This is a genomic window from Streptantibioticus rubrisoli, from assembly GCF_024436055.1.
GTDB lineage: Bacteria > Actinomycetota > Actinomycetes > Streptomycetales > Streptomycetaceae > Streptantibioticus_A > Streptantibioticus_A rubrisoli.
In genome coordinates this window covers 1-16,947 of the sequence record NZ_JANFNH010000045.1, presented here as the reverse complement: position 1 = coordinate 16,947, position 16,947 = coordinate 1, and the positions used below count along the sequence as shown (strand labels likewise).

Genomic DNA, 16,947 nt, shown 5'->3' with positions numbered 1-16,947 from the left:
GCCGTCAGCCGTGGTCGTCGGTGGCGGCGGCCAGCAGGCAGTCCAGCAGGCGGACCGCGGCCAGCTTGTCCAACGGATCGTTGCCGTTCCCGCACTTGGGCGACTGGATGCACGAAGGACAGCCGAACTCGCACTCGCACGCGGCGATCGCCTCGCGCGTCGCCGTCAGCCAGGCCCGCGCCGTGCGGTAGGCCCGCTCGGCGAAGCCCGCACCGCCCGGGTGGCCGTCGTAGACGAATACGGTCGGCAGACCCGTGTCGGGGTGCAGCGGGAAGGAGACCCCGCCGATGTCCCAGCGGTCGCAGGTCGCGAACAGCGGCAGGATGCCGATCGAGGCGTGCTCGGCCGCGTGCAGGGCCCCCGGCAGTTCCTCCGGGTGAAGGCGGGCCTCCGCAAGCTGGTCCTCGGTCAGGGTCCACCACACCGCCCGGGTGCGCAGTGTGCGCGGCGGCAGGTCGAGCTTGGTCTCGCCGAGCACCTCGCCGGTGATCAGCTTGCGGCGCAGATACGACACGACCTGGTGGGTCACCTCGACCGAGCCGAAGCTCAACCTGGCCTCACCCCACGGCTGCTCGGTCTCCGTGCCGAGGATGGTGATGGCGGTGGTGTCGCGGGCCATCGTGGAGTACGGCGGATCGGCCTCCTCGACCAGCGCCACGTTGTCGTCCAGGTCGAGGCGGCTCACCAAATAGGTGCGGCCCTGGTGGAGGTGGACCGCGCCGTCGTGGACGGTGGCGTGCGCGGCGGACTGGTCCACGGTGCCCAGCAGCCGCCCGGTCGCGGCCTCGACGACCTGGATGGGACGGCCGCCCTCGCCGCGGATGTCGGTGAGGTCGGCGGCGCGCTCCCGCCGGGTCCAGTACCACGAGCGCCCACGGCGCCGCAGCAGTCCGCGCCTTTCCAACTGCGGTATCAGCTCGGGGGCTTCGGGACCGAACAGCGCCAGGTCCGCCTCGGTGAGCGGGAGTTCGGCGGCGGCCGCGCACAAGTGGGGCGCGAGGACATAGGGGTTGTCCGGGTCCAGCACGGTGGACTCCACCGGCCGGTCGAACAGCGCCTCTGGGTGGTGCACGAGATAGGTGTCCAGCGGATCGTCGCGGGCGATGAGCACCGCCAGCGCCCCCTGACCGGCCCGCCCGGCCCGGCCCGCCTGCTGCCACAGCGAGGCCCGGGTGCCCGGATACCCGGCCAGCAGCACGGCGTCGAGGCCGGAGATGTCCACGCCCAGCTCCAAGGCGGTGGTCGAGGCGAGGCCGAGCAGTCGGCCGCTGTGCAGCTCCCGCTCGATCGCCCGGCGCTCCTCGGGCAGATAACCGCCGCGATAGGCGCCGACCCGGCCGGGCAGCGAGCGGTCGACCGCGGCGAGCTTGTCCTGGGCGAGCAGCGCGATCAGCTCGGCGGCGCGCCGGGACCGTACGAAGGCCACCGTGCGGGTGCCCTGGACCACCAGGTCGGTCAGCAGGTCGGCCGACTCCGCGGTCGCGGTCCGGCGTACCGGGGCGCCGCGCTCCCCGCTCAACTCGGTCAGCGGCGGTTCCCACAGGGCGAAGACCAGTTCGCCGCGCGGGGAGGCGTCCTCGGTGATCTCGCTCACCGGTACGCCGGTGAGCCGTCCCGCGGCGGCCGCGGGGTCGGCCGCGGTGGCCGAGGCGAGCAGGAAGACCGGATCCGCTCCGTAGCGAGCGCAGACGCGGCGCAGCCGACGCAGTACCTGGGCGACGTGCGAGCCGAAGACGCCCCGGTAGGTGTGGCACTCGTCGATCACCACGTACGCCAGTTGGCGCAGGAAGGAGGACCAGCGGGGATGGCCGGGCAGGATGCCGCGGTGCAGCATGTCGGGGTTGGTGAGCACATACGTCGCGTACTGGCGGACCCACTCGCGCTCCTCGAACGGCGTGTCGCCGTCGTAGACCGCGGGCCTGACGGCGGTGCCGAGCGGGGCGGCCAGCTCCGCCACGGCGCGTCGTTGGTCGGCGGCGAGCGCTTTGGTGGGGGCGAGGTACAGCGCGGTGGCGCCCCGTCCGTTGGGCGCCTCGGAGCCGGTCAGCAGCGTGCTCAGGACAGGGGCCAGATAGCCGAGTGACTTTCCGGACGCGGTTCCGGTGGCGACCACCACGGATTCGCCGCGCAGGGCGCGCCGGGCGGCCTCGGCCTGGTGTTCCCAGGGGCGGGCGATACCGGCCGCGCGGATCGCGTTGATCACTTCGGAGCGGATCTGATCAGGCCAATCGGCATGCCGACCGGTCCTAGGGGGCAAGTGCTCCGTATGAGTGACACGCGCGGCGCGGCCCGCCCCTGTGGCGAGTCGGTGCAGGACCGTTGCTGGGGTTGGGCGGCCGTGCTCGGGCTGCGGTGGATCATCGTGGGCCATCGGCACTCAGTGTGTCACCGGCATGACGGACAATCGCTTCAAGGCGTCGTCTTGGCCCGGTGGTAAGTGATTGAATGCCATCGCGGCTGCCGATCCATGGGGGGCGACCGCTCGATGCAAGGTGCTGGAGGATCCGTGGACCTGTCCCTGTCGACCCGGACCGTTGGCGACCGTACGGTCGTCGAGGTCGGTGGCGAGATTGATGTATACACCGCGCCCAAGCTGCGCGAGCAACTGGTCGAGCTCGTCAACGACGGCAGCTACCACTTGGTCGTGGACATGGAGCACGTGGACTTCCTCGACTCCACCGGCCTTGGTGTGCTCGTTGGTGGGCTCAAGAGGGTGCGCGCCCACGAGGGCTCGTTGCGACTGGTGTGCAACCAGGAGCGCATCCTGAAGATTTTCCGTATCACTGGTCTGACCAAGGTGTTCCCCATCCACACCACGGTGGACGAGGCTGTCAACGCCACGGACTGAGTCTGACGGCGTAGCGTCGTCAGTGTCAGCTCCGTGATTGACCGAGCACGGGGGTACCGGGCCCGGCAGTAGCCCGGACCCCTGTCAAGCACGCCCGCGTTTGCCCAAGGGGGAGGCCATGGCCACCGTTGAACTGCGCTTCAGCGCCCTGCCTGAGCACGTCCGCACCGCACGGCTGGTGGCGGCCGCGGTGGCGCGTCGGGCAGGGGTGGACGAGGCCGCGCTCGACGAGGTCCGGCTCGCCGTGGGCGAGGCCTGCTCGCGCGCCGTCGGGCTGCACCGCAGCAACGGGGTCGACATGCCGGTGCGCGTGGTGCTGACCGAGGAGGAGAAGAAGTTCTCCATCGAGGTCGGGGACGAGGTGCCGGAGACACCCTCCGGTCCCGGTGCGCGGACCGCTGACGAGGCTGCCGGGCACCCGGTGGCTTCCGGGGAGTCCGGGACCGAGGAGGCCGAGGACGAGGGCACGATGGGCCTCGCGGTGATCAGCGGCCTGGTGGACGACGTCGAGGTCACCTCCGGTCCGGGCGGCGGCACCATCCGCATGAGCTGGCCGACCACGCCGACGGTCGAGCTGCCGTAACCGGGCGGCACCGCTCACCGATCTCCAGGCGCCCCGCGGGGCGCCTTTTTCACGCCCCAAGCACCACGTACGCGCGGCGCGGGCGCTCAGCTCCGCCGCCGGTACCAAAAGCCTCATCAGCCCCGGCTTTCACACACCGAGACTGCCAAATGATCTCCACGGTCAACTCCTTGATCAATGCCAATGATCAATTCGGGGTCTACCGCGCGCCTCGCGGTTCACCGTAATCGGTGATTTCTGGAACGGTCACGGAATTTGCGAACCCGTTCCACACGCGTGTCACCGGCCAATTCTCGTTCACGCACTCTGTTTTGATCCGTTCCCGCTACCTACAATCCGTCCATCTTTGCTCAGTTAGCTCAAGCAGCCTGAGCGCCGCGGCTGTTGCAGTCGCAGGAGCCGCGCGCCCACGTGCCAAACGTCAAGGAGGACGAATGGCGGGGCCTCTCACCCCTCACGTGCTGGACCCAACACAGCTTCACCAACCGCTCGCAGCGGCGGCCGTACTGACCGGCGGCAACCGCAACCTCGTGCTCGTCATCGCCGCCGTCGCCGTGGTCGCGCTGCTCGTCGCGATCGCCCTGGTCCGCCAGGTGCTCGCCGCCGACGAGGGCACCGAGGCCATGAAGCGGATCGCCGCCGCCGTGCAGGAGGGCGCGAACGCCTATCTCAAGCGGCAGTTGCGCACCCTCGGCGTGTTCGCCGTGGTGGTCTTCTTCCTGCTGATGCTGCTGCCCGCGGACAACTGGACGCAGCGCATCGGACGTTCGGTGTTCTTCCTGGTGGGTGCCGTCTTCTCGGCGTCCACCGGTTACCTCGGCATGTGGCTGGCGGTGCGCAGCAACGTCCGCGTGGCCGCCGCCGCCCGGGCCGCGACCCCGAGCGCCGACGCCCCCGCGGCCGACCTGACGACCGTGTCGCACCGCGCCATGAAGATCGCCTTCCGCACCGGCGGCGTGGTCGGCATGTGCACCGTCGGCCTCGGCCTGCTCGGCGCGTCCGTGGTCGTGCTGGTCTACAAGGCGGACGCCCCGAAGGTGCTGGAGGGCTTCGGTTTCGGAGCCGCGCTGCTCGCGATGTTCATGAGGGTCGGCGGCGGCATCTTCACCAAGGCCGCGGACGTCGGCGCCGACCTGGTCGGAAAGGTCGAGCAGGGCATCCCCGAGGACGACCCGCGCAATGCCGCGACCATCGCGGACAACGTGGGTGACAACGTTGGCGACTGTGCCGGTATGGCGGCCGACCTGTTCGAGAGTTACGCGGTGACCCTGGTCGCCGCGCTGATCCTGGGCAAGGCCGCCTTCGGTAATTCCGGACTGGCATTTCCGCTGCTCGTCCCGGCAATCGGTGTGATCACTGCGATGATCGGAATCTTCGCGGTCGCGCCGCGCAGGCGTGACCGCAGTGGAATGACCGCGATCAACCGGGGATTCTTCATCTCGGCCACGATCTCGCTGGCGCTCGTGGTGGCCGCGGTATTCGTCTATCTGCCCGGGCACTTCGCCGATCTGAAGGGTGTTCCGGCGTCGATCACCAGCCACAGCGGCAACCCGCGGATCCTGGCCCTGGTCGCCGTCGCCATCGGCATCGTGCTCGCCGCCCTCATCCAACAGCTCACCGGCTACTTCACCGAGACCAACCGGCGCCCGGTACGGGACGTCGGCAAGACCTCGCTCACCGGCCCGGCCACCGTGGTGCTCTCCGGGGTCTCGCTGGGCCTGGAGTCCGCGGTGTACTCGGCGGTGCTGATCGGCCTCGCCGTCTACGGCGCGTTCCTGCTCGGCAGCGGCTCGCTGACACTCGCGCTGTTCGCGGTGGCGCTGGCCGGTACCGGTCTGCTCACCACCGTCGGCGTGATCGTGGCGATGGACACCTTCGGCCCGGTCTCCGACAACGCCCAGGGCATCGCGGAGATGTCCGGTGACGTCGAGGGCGAGGGCGCCCAGGTGCTCACCAACCTCGACGCGGTCGGCAACACCACCAAGGCCATCACCAAGGGCATCGCCATCGCCACCGCGGTGCTCGCCGCCACCGCGCTGTTCGGTTCGTTCACCGACGCCATCAGCTCGGCGAAGGCGAGCGTCGGCCCGGCCGCGCACGGGCTGGCCCTGAGCCTGGACATCTCGCAGCCGAACAACCTCGTCGGGCTGCTGCTCGGCGCGGCGGTCGTCTTCCTCTTCTCGGGGCTCGCCATCAACGCCGTTTCGCGGTCGGCGGGTTCAGTGGTCTTCGAGGTGCGCCGCCAGTTCCGCGAGCACCCGGGGATCATGGACTACAGCGAGAAGCCGGAGTACGGCCGGGTGGTGGACATCTGCACCAAGGACGCGCTGCGCGAACTGGCCACGCCGGGCCTGCTGGCGGTGCTGGCGCCGATCGCGGTCGGCTTCGCGCTCGGCGTCGGCTCACTCGGCTCCTACCTCGCGGGCGCGATCGGCGCGGGCACGCTGATGGCGGTCTTCCTCGCCAACTCCGGTGGCGCCTGGGACAACGCCAAGAAGCTGGTCGAGGACGGCCACCACGGCGGCAAGGGCAGCGACGCCCATGCCGCCACCGTGATCGGCGACACAGTCGGCGACCCGTTCAAGGACACCGCGGGACCGGCCATCAACCCGCTGCTGAAGGTGATGAACCTGGTCTCGCTGCTGATCGCACAGGCCATCGTCACCTACTCCTACGGTGACAAGGCGAGCCTGCCGCTGCGCGTCGCGGTCGCGGTGCTCGCGCTGGCCGTGATCATCGGCGCGGTCTACGTCTCCAAGCGGCGCGGGATCGCCGTGGGTGACGAAGACAACAGCGAGAAGGCGGCCCGATCAGCCGACCCGGCGGTGGTGTCGTAGCAGCGGGACCCGACACAGCGTCAATACTGGGGCGGACGGCGTGCGTTGGGCGCGCCGCCCGCCCCGGTGCGAGAAGCGTCACGTGTCGGCCGGGGCGTGGTGCAATTGGCCCAATTCCCGGTCGTAACGGTTGATCGACTCGCGAACGCTCCTGGTTCTGCGTGTATGTTCCGGGGCCGTAGAGCCACGGAAGGGACTCACCCGGTGAACAAGAAGCTCATGGCCGTGACGACCGGTGCGGCGACTTTGACGCTGGCGCTCGCGGGGTGCAGCAGCAGCTCGAACGACAAGGTCGACAAGTACGCCAAGTCGGTCTGCGACCAGGTGCAGCCGCAGCTGAAGAAGATCACGGACGCCAGCAACTCCATCGCGTCGGTCTCCAACGGCGACCACAAGCCGGAAGACGTCAAGAGCACCGACTCGGCGGCGTTCCAGCAGGATTCCTCCGCTTACAAGGCCCTTGCCGACGCGGTGGACAAGGCCGGCGACCCACCCGTCAAGGACGGCGCGACGCTGCGGCAGAACACGGTCAAGCAACTGAACGACGCGGCAGCCGCCTACGCCAAGCTCAAGCAGGACACGGACGGTCTGAACACCGGCGACCAAGGCAAGTTCGCCGATGGACTCAAGGGCATGATCAGCCAACTCACCAATGCGGGCAAGATCGGTGCCGACGCGCTGAACAACCTGCAGTCTGGCGACATCGGCAAGGCGATGGCCAAGCAGCGCGGCTGCCAGAAGCCCTCCTCGGCCAACTCCCCGTCGGCGTCCGGTGCGGCGGGCGGTAACCCGGGCGACTCCCAGGCGCCGTCCGGGAAGCCGTCGCGCGGCTCCTCGGCGAAGCCGTCGGCGGGTTCGTCGGCGAAATCGTCCGGGAAGCCGTCGGGTTCGGCCTCCCCGTCGGCGTCCAAGTCGAGCTGAGGGCCGAGCGCGCTGACCGCGGCCCGGCCGGGTGACCCGATCAGGGGCGTCCGGCCGGGCCCAAGTCCGGGAGAATGACCCCGTGAGCCAGAACAGCCCCACCGCCAGCAGCGTCCCCGGCCTCCCCACCGCGGACCCCGACCGCACCGCCCGGCTGCGCGCCGCGCTGCGCGCCGCCGCGTTCACCGCCGACGGCTGCCTGGATCTGTTGGGCGCCACGGCCTACGCGGCGCTGTCCCGTAGCGAGACCGTTCCGGCGCTGCGCGCCACCCGTGGCGGTAGCCCGTTGCAGACGCTGATCCGGCTGTTCCTGCTGCAGCGGCCGGTCACCACGGAGCAGGCCCGCGCCGCGCTCCCGCTGGACGACGCCCTCGCCGACGGCTGGCTGCGCGGTGCGGACGACGCCACCGTTCGGGCCACCGTGGATGTCCGGCCGTACGCGGGGGAGTCCGGCGAGGACTGGTGGATCGTCTCCGACCTGGGGTGCGCGGTGGGCGGTGCGGGAGGGATCGGCGCCGGTTTCTCCCCCACCCTCGACCGCTCCCAGCTGGTGCTGGGCGTCGGCGGCGCCTCCACGACGCTCGCCGGGATCACCATCCGCGAGCCCGTCTCCCGCGTCCTGGACCTGGGCACCGGCTCCGGCATCCAGGCGCTGCACGCCGGTGCGCACGCCTCCCGGGTCACCGCGACCGACGTCAACCCGCGCGCCCTGCACTTCGCCCGGCTCACCCTCGCGCTGTCCGGGGCGCGCGAGGCGGACCTGCGCCAGGGCACCCTGTTCGAACCGGTCAGCGGGGAGCGGTTCGACCTGATCGTCTCCAATCCGCCGTTCGTGATCTCCCCGGGTGAGCGCTTCGTCTACCGCGACGGCGGCATGGCGGGCGACGACCTGTGCCGCACCCTGGTGCAGCGGGCCGCGGACCACCTCACCGAGGGCGGCTACTGCCAGCTGCTGGCCAACTGGGAGCACGTGGACGGCGAGGACTGGCGGGAGCGCGTCACCTCCTGGGTGCCGTCCGGCTGCGACGCGTGGATCGTCCAGCGCGAGGTGCAGGACCCGGCGCAGTACGCCGAGCTGTGGTTGCGCGACGGCGGCGACCACCGCTCCGATCCGGCCAGCTACGCCGCCCGTTACGACGAATGGCTGGATGAGTTCGAACACCGTCGGGTCAAGGGCGTCGGATTCGGCTGGATCACGCTGCGCAACTCCGGTTCCGCTATGCCGTCCGTCACAGCGGAAGAGTGGCCACACCCGGTGGAGCAGCCGCTCGGTCCGGAGATCAGGAAGTGGTTCGAACGCCAGGACTTCCTGCGCGCCCACGACGACGCGGCGCTGCTCGCGACCTGTTTCCGGCTGGCCGACGAGGTGGTGCAGGAGCAGGTCGGACTGCCCGGCTCGGAGGACCCCGAGCATGTTGTGCTCCGGTCGAACCGGGGTATGCGTCGGGCTACCAAGGTGGACACGGTCGGCGCCGGTTTCGCCGGGGTCTGCGACGGGTCGCTGAGCGCCGGTCGCATTCTGGACGCGATCGCACGACTGCTCGGCGAGGACCCCGTCGTGCTGCGCGACCGCACCCCGGCCGCCATCCGCCTCCTCGTTGAACAGGGATTTATCGAACCGGTGGACTGACCGGGGCGGCACGGTGGCACGGCCGGAAGCGAACCGACCGGGTGGGCCGTGGGGCAGAAAGCCCGACTGTCGGGTTACCGTTCGAGTGGCGTTGTGGACTTTTCCCGTTTGACACGGGGGGCTGGGTTACGGTCACACTCCGCAGCGTCACCCTTTCGATCCGGAGAGAGAGCCGAAGTTGTCCCCGACCACCGACACCACGCAGGGCGGCCACCGCCTAGTCATCGTCGAGTCGCCTGCCAAGGCGAAGACGATCAAGGGCTACCTCGGCCCCGGCTACGTGGTTGAGGCGAGCGTGGGGCACATCCGCGACCTGCCGAACGGCGCCGCCGAGGTGCCCGACAAGTACACCGGCGAGGTCCGCCGCCTCGGCGTCGACGTCGAGCACGACTTCCAGCCCGTCTACGTCGTCAACAGCGACAAGAAGAGCCAGGTCAAGAAGCTCAAGGAACTCCTCGCCGAAGCCGACGAACTCCTGCTGGCCACCGATGAGGACCGCGAGGGCGAGGCCATCGCCTGGCACCTGCAGGAGGTGCTCAAGCCCAAGGTGCCGGTGCGCCGGATGGTCTTCCACGAGATCACCAAGCAGGCCATCCAGGAGGCGGTGGCCAACCCGCGCGAGCTGAACCAGCGGCTGGTCGACGCCCAGGAGACCCGCCGCATCCTCGACCGGCTATACGGCTACGAGGTCTCCCCGGTGCTGTGGAAGAAGGTCATGCCGCGGCTGTCGGCGGGCCGGGTGCAGTCCGTCGCCACCCGTCTGGTGGTCGAGCGCGAGCGGGAGCGGATCGCCTTCAGCTCCGCCGAGTACTGGGACCTCACCGGCACCTTCGGCACCGGCCGCGACGGCGACCAGACCGACCCCGGCACCTTCGGCGCCCGGCTGACCAGCGTGGACGGCCGAAGAGTCGCCCAGGGCCGGGACTTCGGCCCGAACGGTCAGCTCAAGCGGGGCGTCGATGTACTCCACCTGGACGAGGCGGGCGCCCGGGCGCTGGCCGCCGCGCTGGCGGACAGCCGGTTCACCGTGCGGTCCGTCGAGTCCAAGCCGTACCGCCGCTCCCCGTACGCCCCGTTCCGTACCACCACGCTGCAGCAGGAGGCCAGCCGGAAGCTGGGCATGGGCGCCAAGGTGACCATGCAGGTGGCGCAGAAGCTGTACGAGAACGGCTTCATCACGTACATGCGAACCGACTCCACCACGCTGTCGGACACCGCGATCGCCGCCGCCCGCTCGCAGGTCACCGAGCTGTACGGCGCCGACTACCTGCCGGACAAGCCGCGCACCTACGCCTCCAAGGTCAAGAACGCCCAGGAGGCGCACGAGGCGATCCGCCCCTCCGGCGACCGCTTCCGCACCCCGGCCGAGACCGGGCTGACCGGCGACCAGTTCCGGCTCTACGAGCTGATCTGGATGCGCACCGTCGCCTCCCAGATGAAGGACGCCGTCGGCCAGTCGGTCACCGTCAAGGTGGGTGGCCGCTCCTCCGACGGTCGGGACGCCGAGTTCTCCGCCTCCGGCAAGATCATCACGTTCCACGGCTTCATGAAGGCCTACGTCGAGGGCGCCGACGACCCCAACGCCGAGTTGGACGACCGTGAGCGCAGGCTGCCGCAGGTCGCCGAGGGCGACCCGCTGACCGCCGAGCGGATCGAGGCCGACGGTCACGCCACCAAGCCCCCGGCCCGCTACACCGAGGCGTCGCTGGTCAAGGAGCTGGAAGACCGCGAGATCGGCCGCCCGTCCACCTACGCGTCGATCATCGGCACGATCCTGGACCGCGGTTACGTCTTCAAGAAGGGCACCGCGCTCGTCCCGTCGTTCCTGAGCTTCGCCGTGGTCGGCCTGCTGGAGAAGCACTTCGGGCGGCTGGTCGACTACGACTTCACCGCCAAGATGGAGGACGACCTCGACCGCATCGCCCGTGGTGAGGCCCAGGCCGTGCCGTGGCTGAGGCGCTTCTACTTCGGCGAGGGCACCGCGGGCGGCGCCGCCGAGGCGGGCAACGGCGACGGCGACCACCTCGGCGGCCTGAAGGAACTCGTCACCGACCTCGGCGCGATCGACGCACGGGAGGTCTCGTCCTTCCCCGTCGGCGAAGGCATCGTGCTGCGCGTCGGCCGGTACGGGCCGTACGTCGAAAGAGGCGCGAAGGGCGAGGAGGGCAGCCAGCGCGCCGACGTGCCCGCGGACCTGCCCCCTGACGAGCTGACCGTCGAGCTCGCCGAGCAACTGCTGGCCAAGCCCAGCGGCGACGTCGAGCTGGGCACCGACCCGCAGACCGGCCGGATGATCGTCGCCAAGGACGGCCGCTACGGTCCGTACGTCACCGAGGTGCTGCCCGAGGACACTCCGAAGACCGGCAAGAACGCGGTGAAGCCGCGTACCGCCTCGCTGTTCAAGTCGATGGCGCTGGACACCGTGACGCTCCAGGACGCGCTGAAGCTGATGTCGCTGCCGCGCGTCGTGGGCACTGACCCGGAGTCCGGCACCGAGATCACCGCGCAGAACGGCCGCTACGGCCCGTACCTGAAGAAGGGCACCGACTCGCGCTCGCTGGAGCGCGAGGAGCAGTTGTTCACCATCACCCTGGATGAGGCGCTGGCCATCTACGCGCAGCCCAAGCAGCGCGGCCGGGCCGCCGCCAAGCCCCCGCTGAAGGAGCTGGGCACCGACCCGACCAGCGGGCGCCCGGTGGTGGTCAAGGACGGCCGGTTCGGCCCGTACGTCACCGACGGCGAGACCAACGCGACGCTGCGTCGCGAGGACGACGTGGAGACGATCACGCCGGACCGCGGTTTCGAGCTGCTCGCGGAGAAGCGCGCCAAGGGACCGGCGAAGAAGACCGCCAAGAAGGCCCCGGCGAAGAAGACCGCGGCCAAGAAGACGGCCGCCAAGAAGACCACCACCGCGAAGAAGACCACGGCGGCGAAGAAGACCGCCGCCAAGAAGACGACCACCAAGAAGGCCGCGGCCAAGACAACGGCGGCGAAGAAGGCGGCTGTCGCGGAGCAGCCCGAGTAGCCCCGGCCGGAAGGCGTTTCGATCGGCGGATGATCGTTCCGTTACGACTCCGCAACCGCCCCGGACGGCCCCTCGGCTGGGGCGGTTCGGGCGGGGTCCGTGCGGTTAGGCTGGCAGGATGACGCGTGCCGAGCAGCCAACGGGCGAGGCCCACGGTTCCACCGACTTCACGGAAGCACTCGCCGCGGACTCCCGCGAGCGTGCCGTGTCCTCGCTGTTGCGTATTCCGACCCTGCGAAAGCTGTGGACCGCCCAGTTCACCGGAGCCATCGGCGACCGACTGGGACTGCTGGTGCTGTTGGTGCTCGCGGTCCAGGCGGCCGACGAGGCGCAGAGCTTCGGCGGCGGCTACCGCGGGGTGGCCTTCGCGCTGGCCGCCGTCTTCGGGCTGCGGCTGCTGGCCACGCTCGTCTTCGGCGCGGTACTGCTCGGCCCGCTGTCGGCGCTCACCGCGTCCTCCGGGGTGCTGGACCGGCGCTGGACCATGATCGGCGCGGACGGGGTACGGCTCGCGCTGTTCGTCGTCGCCCCGCTGTGGATCGAGTGGCTGCCGAACAGCGCGCTGGCCTGGCTGCTGATGACGGCCTTCGTCACCGGGGTGGCGGAACGCTTCTGGAAGGTCGCCAAGGACGCCGCCGCCCCGGCACTGCTGCCCGCGCCACCGACCGACGGCGGCGCGGTGCGGCCCGCCCCGGACCATCTCGACGCGCTGCGCCGGTTGAACCTGCGCACCGGATTCGTCGCGCTGCCGGTCGCGGCGGCCGCCCTGGTCGTCGTCACGTTGATCAACAACGTGCTGGCGCTTGGCGTCGAATGGTTCTCCCTGCACTCCGTCGCGCTCTCCTCGTACGTCGCGGCCGGGCTGTTCGCCGCGTCCGTCGCGGTGCTGTACTTCCTCGAACTGCCCGGGGGCAGCACGCCCCGGCCGCGTTCGCCGCTGGAGGGCCTGCGGCTGCCCAGGGGCTTGGCGGGCGCCGAGCGCGGACGCACCGGTGCGCTGCCCACCCTCGTGCTGGCCTGCGGCGCGGTCGCCGGGGCCATAGCGGCGGCGGTGTCGCTCGCCGTGCTGCACGCCGCCGACCTGGACGGCGGACCGGTCGAGTTCGGGCTGCTGGTGCTGGCGCTCACCGCCGCGCCGGTAGTGGGGGTGCGCACCGCGACCCGGGTGCTGCCCGCCCTGTCCCGGCGCCGACTGCTCGGCCTGGCCATCGCGGTGAGCGGGATCGCGCTGCTGCTCGCCGGGTTGGTGCCGGACGCCACCACGGTGCTGTTGCTCACACTGCTCGCGGGCTACGCGGCCGGGGTCGCCGCCAACACCGGCCACGCGCTGATCGACCAGGAGGCCGAGGAGCCGCGCCGGGCCCGCACCACCGAGCACCTGCACGCGGTGGCACGGGTCGCGGTGGGCGCCGCGGTCGTCATCGCACCGGTGGTCGCCGGAGCGATCGGGCCGCACCGGGTGGTCACCGGGCACTTCACCTTCGACCACGGCGGTGCCGCCTACACCCTGATGCTGGTCGGCGCGCTGCTGCTGCCGGTGGCCGCGCTGGTACTGGGCAAGCTGGACGACCGGCAGGGCGTGTCGCTCCGGCGCGACCTGCGCGAGGCGCTGCTCGGCGGTGAGCCTGAGCAGGCGCCGACCGCCAGCGGCTTCTTCCTGGTGGTCGAGGGCGGTGACGGCGCGGGCAAGTCCACCCAGGTGGAGGCGCTCGCGGAGTGGATCCGCGGCAAGGGCCATGAGGTCGTCGTGACCCGCGAGCCGGGCGCCACCGCCATCGGCAAGCGGCTGCGGTCGATCCTGCTGGACGTCTCCAGCACCGGCATCTCGCACCGCGCCGAGGCGCTGCTGTACGCCGCGGACCGCGCCGAGCACATCGACACGGTGGTCCGCCCGGCGCTGGAGCGCGGCGCCGTCGTGATCTCCGACCGGTACATCGACTCCTCGGTGGCCTACCAGGGGGCGGGGCGCGACCTGTCGCCGACCGAGATCGCCCGCATCTCCCGCTGGGCGACCAACGGGCTGGTGCCGCATCTGACGGTGCTGCTCGACGTCTCGCCTCAGACGGCGCGGGAGCGGTTCACGGAGGCGCCGGACCGGCTGGAGTCCGAGCCGGTGGAGTTCCACGAGCGGGTGCGCAAGGGCTTCTTGACGCTGGCCGCGGCGGACCCGGCGCGCTACCTGGTGGTCGACGCCGGTCAGGAGCCGGAGACGGTGACGCGGGTCGTGCGGCACCGGCTCGACCAACTGCTGCCGTTGTCCGCGCAGGAGGTCCAGGCCCGCGCCGAGGCCGAGCGCAAGGCCGCGGAGGAGGCCCGCAGGCGGGCCGAGGAGGAAGCCGCCCGCAAGGCCGAGGAGGAGCGCAAGGAGCGCGAACGGCAGGAGCAGTTGGCCCGGCTACGCGCCGAGGAGGAGGAGCGCAAGCGCCTCGCCGAGGAGCAGCGCCGCCGCGAGGAGGCCGAGCGCCAGGCGGAGGAGGCCCGCAGGCGGGCCGAGGAGGAGCGGGCCCGGAAGGAGGCGGAGGAACGCGCCCGGGCCGAGGAGCAGGAGCGGCTGCGCCGCCAGAAGGAGGAGCAGGACCGGCTGCGCGCCGAGGCGGAGGAACGCGCCCGGGCCGAGGAGCAGGAGCGGCTGCGCCGCCAGAAGGAGGAGCAGGACCGGCTGCGCGCCGAGGCGGAGGAACGCCGCCGGGAGAAGCAGCGCGAGGCCGAGGAGGCCCTGCTGCGCGCGGAACGGGCCCGGCAGGCGGCGGAGGCGGCTGCCGCCGCCGAGAAGACGGTCGAGACGCCGACGGTGGAGACCTCGCACCCCGACTCGGAGGCCACCCGCACCGTCGAGGTCCCCCGCCACCCGGACGCGGAGGAGACAACCGTCCTGCCTGCGGCACGGCCTTCCGAGGCTGAGGAGACGACCGTCCTGCCCTCCGCATACCCCTCGGACGCTGAGGAGACGGCGGTACTGCCTCCCGTACGGCCGGAGTCCGCGCAGGACGAGACCGCGGTACTACCTCCGGTACGCCCCGAGGCCGACCCCACGCACCGCGTTCCGCCGTGGCTTTTCCGCGACGAGGAACGCACCCGCGAACTCCCGCAGCTGGACCCGCAAGACCCACAAGACCCGCAACCCCGCAAGCGCCCCCGCCCGAGCTGGGCGGAGGAGACCCCGCTGGACGACCTGCCCTCGCTGGCGGACGAACTGCTCGGCCCCCGGGAGGAGGACCCGGACGACCGAAGGGGCGGGGGCAAGCGGTAGGGGGCTCCCGGGCTCCTGGCCTCCGGGGCCCCCGCCTCACCCGACCCCGCCTCACCTGACCCCCGCCTCACCTGACCCCCGGCCTCCCCGGGACCGCGTCCCCGGGACCGCGCCCCCGGAAACCGGAAAAGGGCGGACGGGTGGGAAAAGCCGCCCTGTCAGACCCATCCCGCAAAATGAAAACGCACGCACCGCAGGGAAAGGCGCACCCATGGCAGTCTGGGACGACCTGATCGGTCAGGACCCCGTCGTAGCGCAGCTCACCGCCGCCGCGCGCGACGCGGACGCGCTGGTCACCGCTGCCCAGCCCGCCGCAGGCGAACCCGCCCCGCCGCGTGCGTCATCGAAGATGACGCACGCCTGGCTGTTCACCGGCCCCCCCGGCTCCGGCCGCACCACCGTCGCCCGCGCCTTCGCCGCCGCCCTGCAGTGCGTCAGTCCGGACCGCGCGCTCGGTGGCGCGCCCGGCTGCGGATTCTGCGAGGGGTGCCATACGACCCTGGTCGGCACGCACGCCGACGTGGAGGTCGTCGCCACCGACCAACTCTCGATCGGCGTGAAGGACACCCGCGACCTGGTGCGCCGCTCCTCGATGTCCCCGGCCAACGGCCGCTGGCAGGTGATCGTCCTGGCGGACGCCGACCGCCTCACCGAGGGCGCCGGAAACGTCCTGCTCAAGGCGGTCGAGGAGCCCGCCCCCCGCACGGTGTGGCTGCTGTGCGCGCCGTCCATCGAGGACGTGCTGCCGACCATCCGCTCCCGCTGCCGCCACCTGAATCTGCGCACCCCGCCGGTGGACGCGGTCGCCGACGTCCTGGTCCGCCGCGACGGCATCGAACCCGAACTGGCCGCGACCGTCGCCCGCGCCACCCAGGGCCACATCGACTGGGCGCGGCGGCTGGCGACCGATGAGCGGGCGAGGGAGCGCCGCGCCGCCGTACTGCGGCTGCCGCTCCAACTCGACGACATAGGTGGCTGTTTGAAGGCCGCGCAGACGTTGGTGGACTCGGCCACCGAGGACGCCAAGCAGGTCGCGGAGGAGGTCGACGCCAAGGAGACCGAGGAACTGCGCGCCGCGCTGGGCGCCGCGGCCGGTACCGGCGGCCGGATGCCGCGTGGCACGGCGGGCGCCATGAAGGAGCTGGCCGACCGCCAGAAGCGCCGCGCCACCCGTACCCAGCGGGACACCCTGGACCAGGCGCTGACCGATCTCGCCGGTTTCTACCGCGACGTACTGGTTGTCCAGTTGGGCACGTCCAGGCCGATCGCCAACGCCGAGGTGAGCGACGCCATCCGCCGCGTGGCGGCGTCCGGCCGCCCGGAGAACACCCTGCGCCGCATAGAGGCGGTACTGGCCTGTCGCGAGGCGCTGGACGGCAATGTGGCGCCGCTGCTCGCGGTGGAGGCGATGACGATGGCGCTGCGCGCGGGCTGACCGGGGCGCCCCGACCAGCCGTCGGCCGCTTGGTGCCTTCGGGTGATCCTCGGGCGTCGCGCGGTTGGCGGCGCACCCGGCGGGGGGAAGCCTTGCACGCTGCCCCGGGCCGCACGGCCCGCGTCGTCCCCCAAGTTGGTGCGCCGGTGGATTCTGCCCTGCTGAGTACGGCGCCGCTCGCGGCACTCGCCGTCGTGGCGGTGCTGCTCGCCCGCGCCGCCGCGCTGCGCTGGTCCGCCGAGCGCAGCGGCCGGGTGTACGAACTCCCCGCCGACTACCGCCCGGTGGCGTTCCGCGCCGCCGCCGCCCTGCTGGTGCTGGCCACCGCCATCGGCTACGCGGTCCAGCTGCCGCACACCGGCCCCCGCCCCAGCACCGCCTCAGCCGCCGACACCGCCTCCGCCCGGCACCCCGCCCC

Annotated in this window: 9 protein-coding genes and 1 pseudogene; 9 read left to right on the top strand and 1 reads right to left on the bottom strand. The window is 71.6% G+C overall.

All coding sequences use genetic code 11. The features are described 5' to 3' along the window. Positions 1-4: 4 nt before the first annotated feature. Positions 5-2,371 (bottom strand): DEAD/DEAH box helicase, encoded by a 2,367-nt coding sequence (gene sftH, locus NON19_RS27070; RefSeq protein WP_255931728.1) that lies wholly within the window; start codon positions 2,369-2,371, stop codon positions 5-7. Between the two features lie 135 nt (positions 2,372-2,506). On the opposite strand from sftH, the gene bldG reads away from it, so the two are divergent. The 9 genes and pseudogenes from bldG to NON19_RS27025 form a co-directional block, all read left to right on the top strand. Next, the gene (gene bldG, locus NON19_RS27065) at positions 2,507-2,848 is read left to right on the top strand and encodes an anti-sigma factor antagonist BldG (RefSeq protein WP_255931727.1); all 342 of its coding nucleotides are present in this window, start codon (positions 2,507-2,509) and stop codon (positions 2,846-2,848) included. A gap of 118 nt (positions 2,849-2,966) precedes the next feature. Beyond that, on the top strand, positions 2,967-3,431 hold the full coding sequence (locus tag NON19_RS27060) for an ATP-binding protein (RefSeq protein WP_255931726.1): 465 nt from the start codon (positions 2,967-2,969) through the stop codon (positions 3,429-3,431). Between the two features lie 434 nt (positions 3,432-3,865). Then, the gene (locus NON19_RS27055; RefSeq protein ID WP_255931725.1) at positions 3,866-6,268 is read left to right on the top strand and encodes a sodium-translocating pyrophosphatase; all 2,403 of its coding nucleotides are present in this window, start codon (positions 3,866-3,868) and stop codon (positions 6,266-6,268) included. Between the two features lie 204 nt (positions 6,269-6,472). Then, complete coding sequence (locus tag NON19_RS27050; RefSeq protein WP_255931724.1) at positions 6,473-7,189, top strand: small secreted protein; 717 nt, start codon at positions 6,473-6,475, stop codon at positions 7,187-7,189. Positions 7,190-7,271: 82 nt separating this feature from the next. Then, on the top strand, positions 7,272-8,819 hold the full coding sequence (locus tag NON19_RS27045; RefSeq protein WP_255931723.1) for a DUF7059 domain-containing protein: 1,548 nt from the start codon (positions 7,272-7,274) through the stop codon (positions 8,817-8,819). Between the two features lie 178 nt (positions 8,820-8,997). Continuing rightward, complete coding sequence (gene topA / locus NON19_RS27040) at positions 8,998-11,844, top strand: type I DNA topoisomerase (protein ID WP_255931722.1); 2,847 nt, start codon at positions 8,998-9,000, stop codon at positions 11,842-11,844. A gap of 118 nt (positions 11,845-11,962) precedes the next feature. Next, positions 11,963-15,094, top strand: coding sequence for a dTMP kinase (tmk, locus tag NON19_RS27035; protein ID WP_255931721.1), 3,132 nt, complete (start codon positions 11,963-11,965; stop codon positions 15,092-15,094). Between the two features lie 211 nt (positions 15,095-15,305). Continuing rightward, positions 15,306-16,529, top strand: coding sequence for a DNA polymerase III subunit delta' (locus tag NON19_RS27030; RefSeq protein WP_255931720.1), 1,224 nt, complete (start codon positions 15,306-15,308; stop codon positions 16,527-16,529). Positions 16,530-16,675: 146 nt separating this feature from the next. Further along, positions 16,676-16,947: pseudogene (locus NON19_RS27025) on the top strand (hypothetical protein); the annotation flags it as partial.

Coding starts and splice junctions, on each gene's coding strand:
- sftH (WP_255931728.1), bottom strand. CDS start 2,371: ATGGCCCACGATGATCCACCGCAGCCCGAGCACGGCCGCCCAACCCCA.
- NON19_RS27030 (WP_255931720.1), top strand. CDS start 15,306: ATGGCAGTCTGGGACGACCTGATCGGTCAGGACCCCGTCGTAGCGCAG.
- NON19_RS27055 (WP_255931725.1), top strand. CDS start 3,866: ATGGCGGGGCCTCTCACCCCTCACGTGCTGGACCCAACACAGCTTCAC.
- NON19_RS27060 (WP_255931726.1), top strand. CDS start 2,967: ATGGCCACCGTTGAACTGCGCTTCAGCGCCCTGCCTGAGCACGTCCGC.
- tmk (WP_255931721.1), top strand. CDS start 11,963: ATGACGCGTGCCGAGCAGCCAACGGGCGAGGCCCACGGTTCCACCGAC.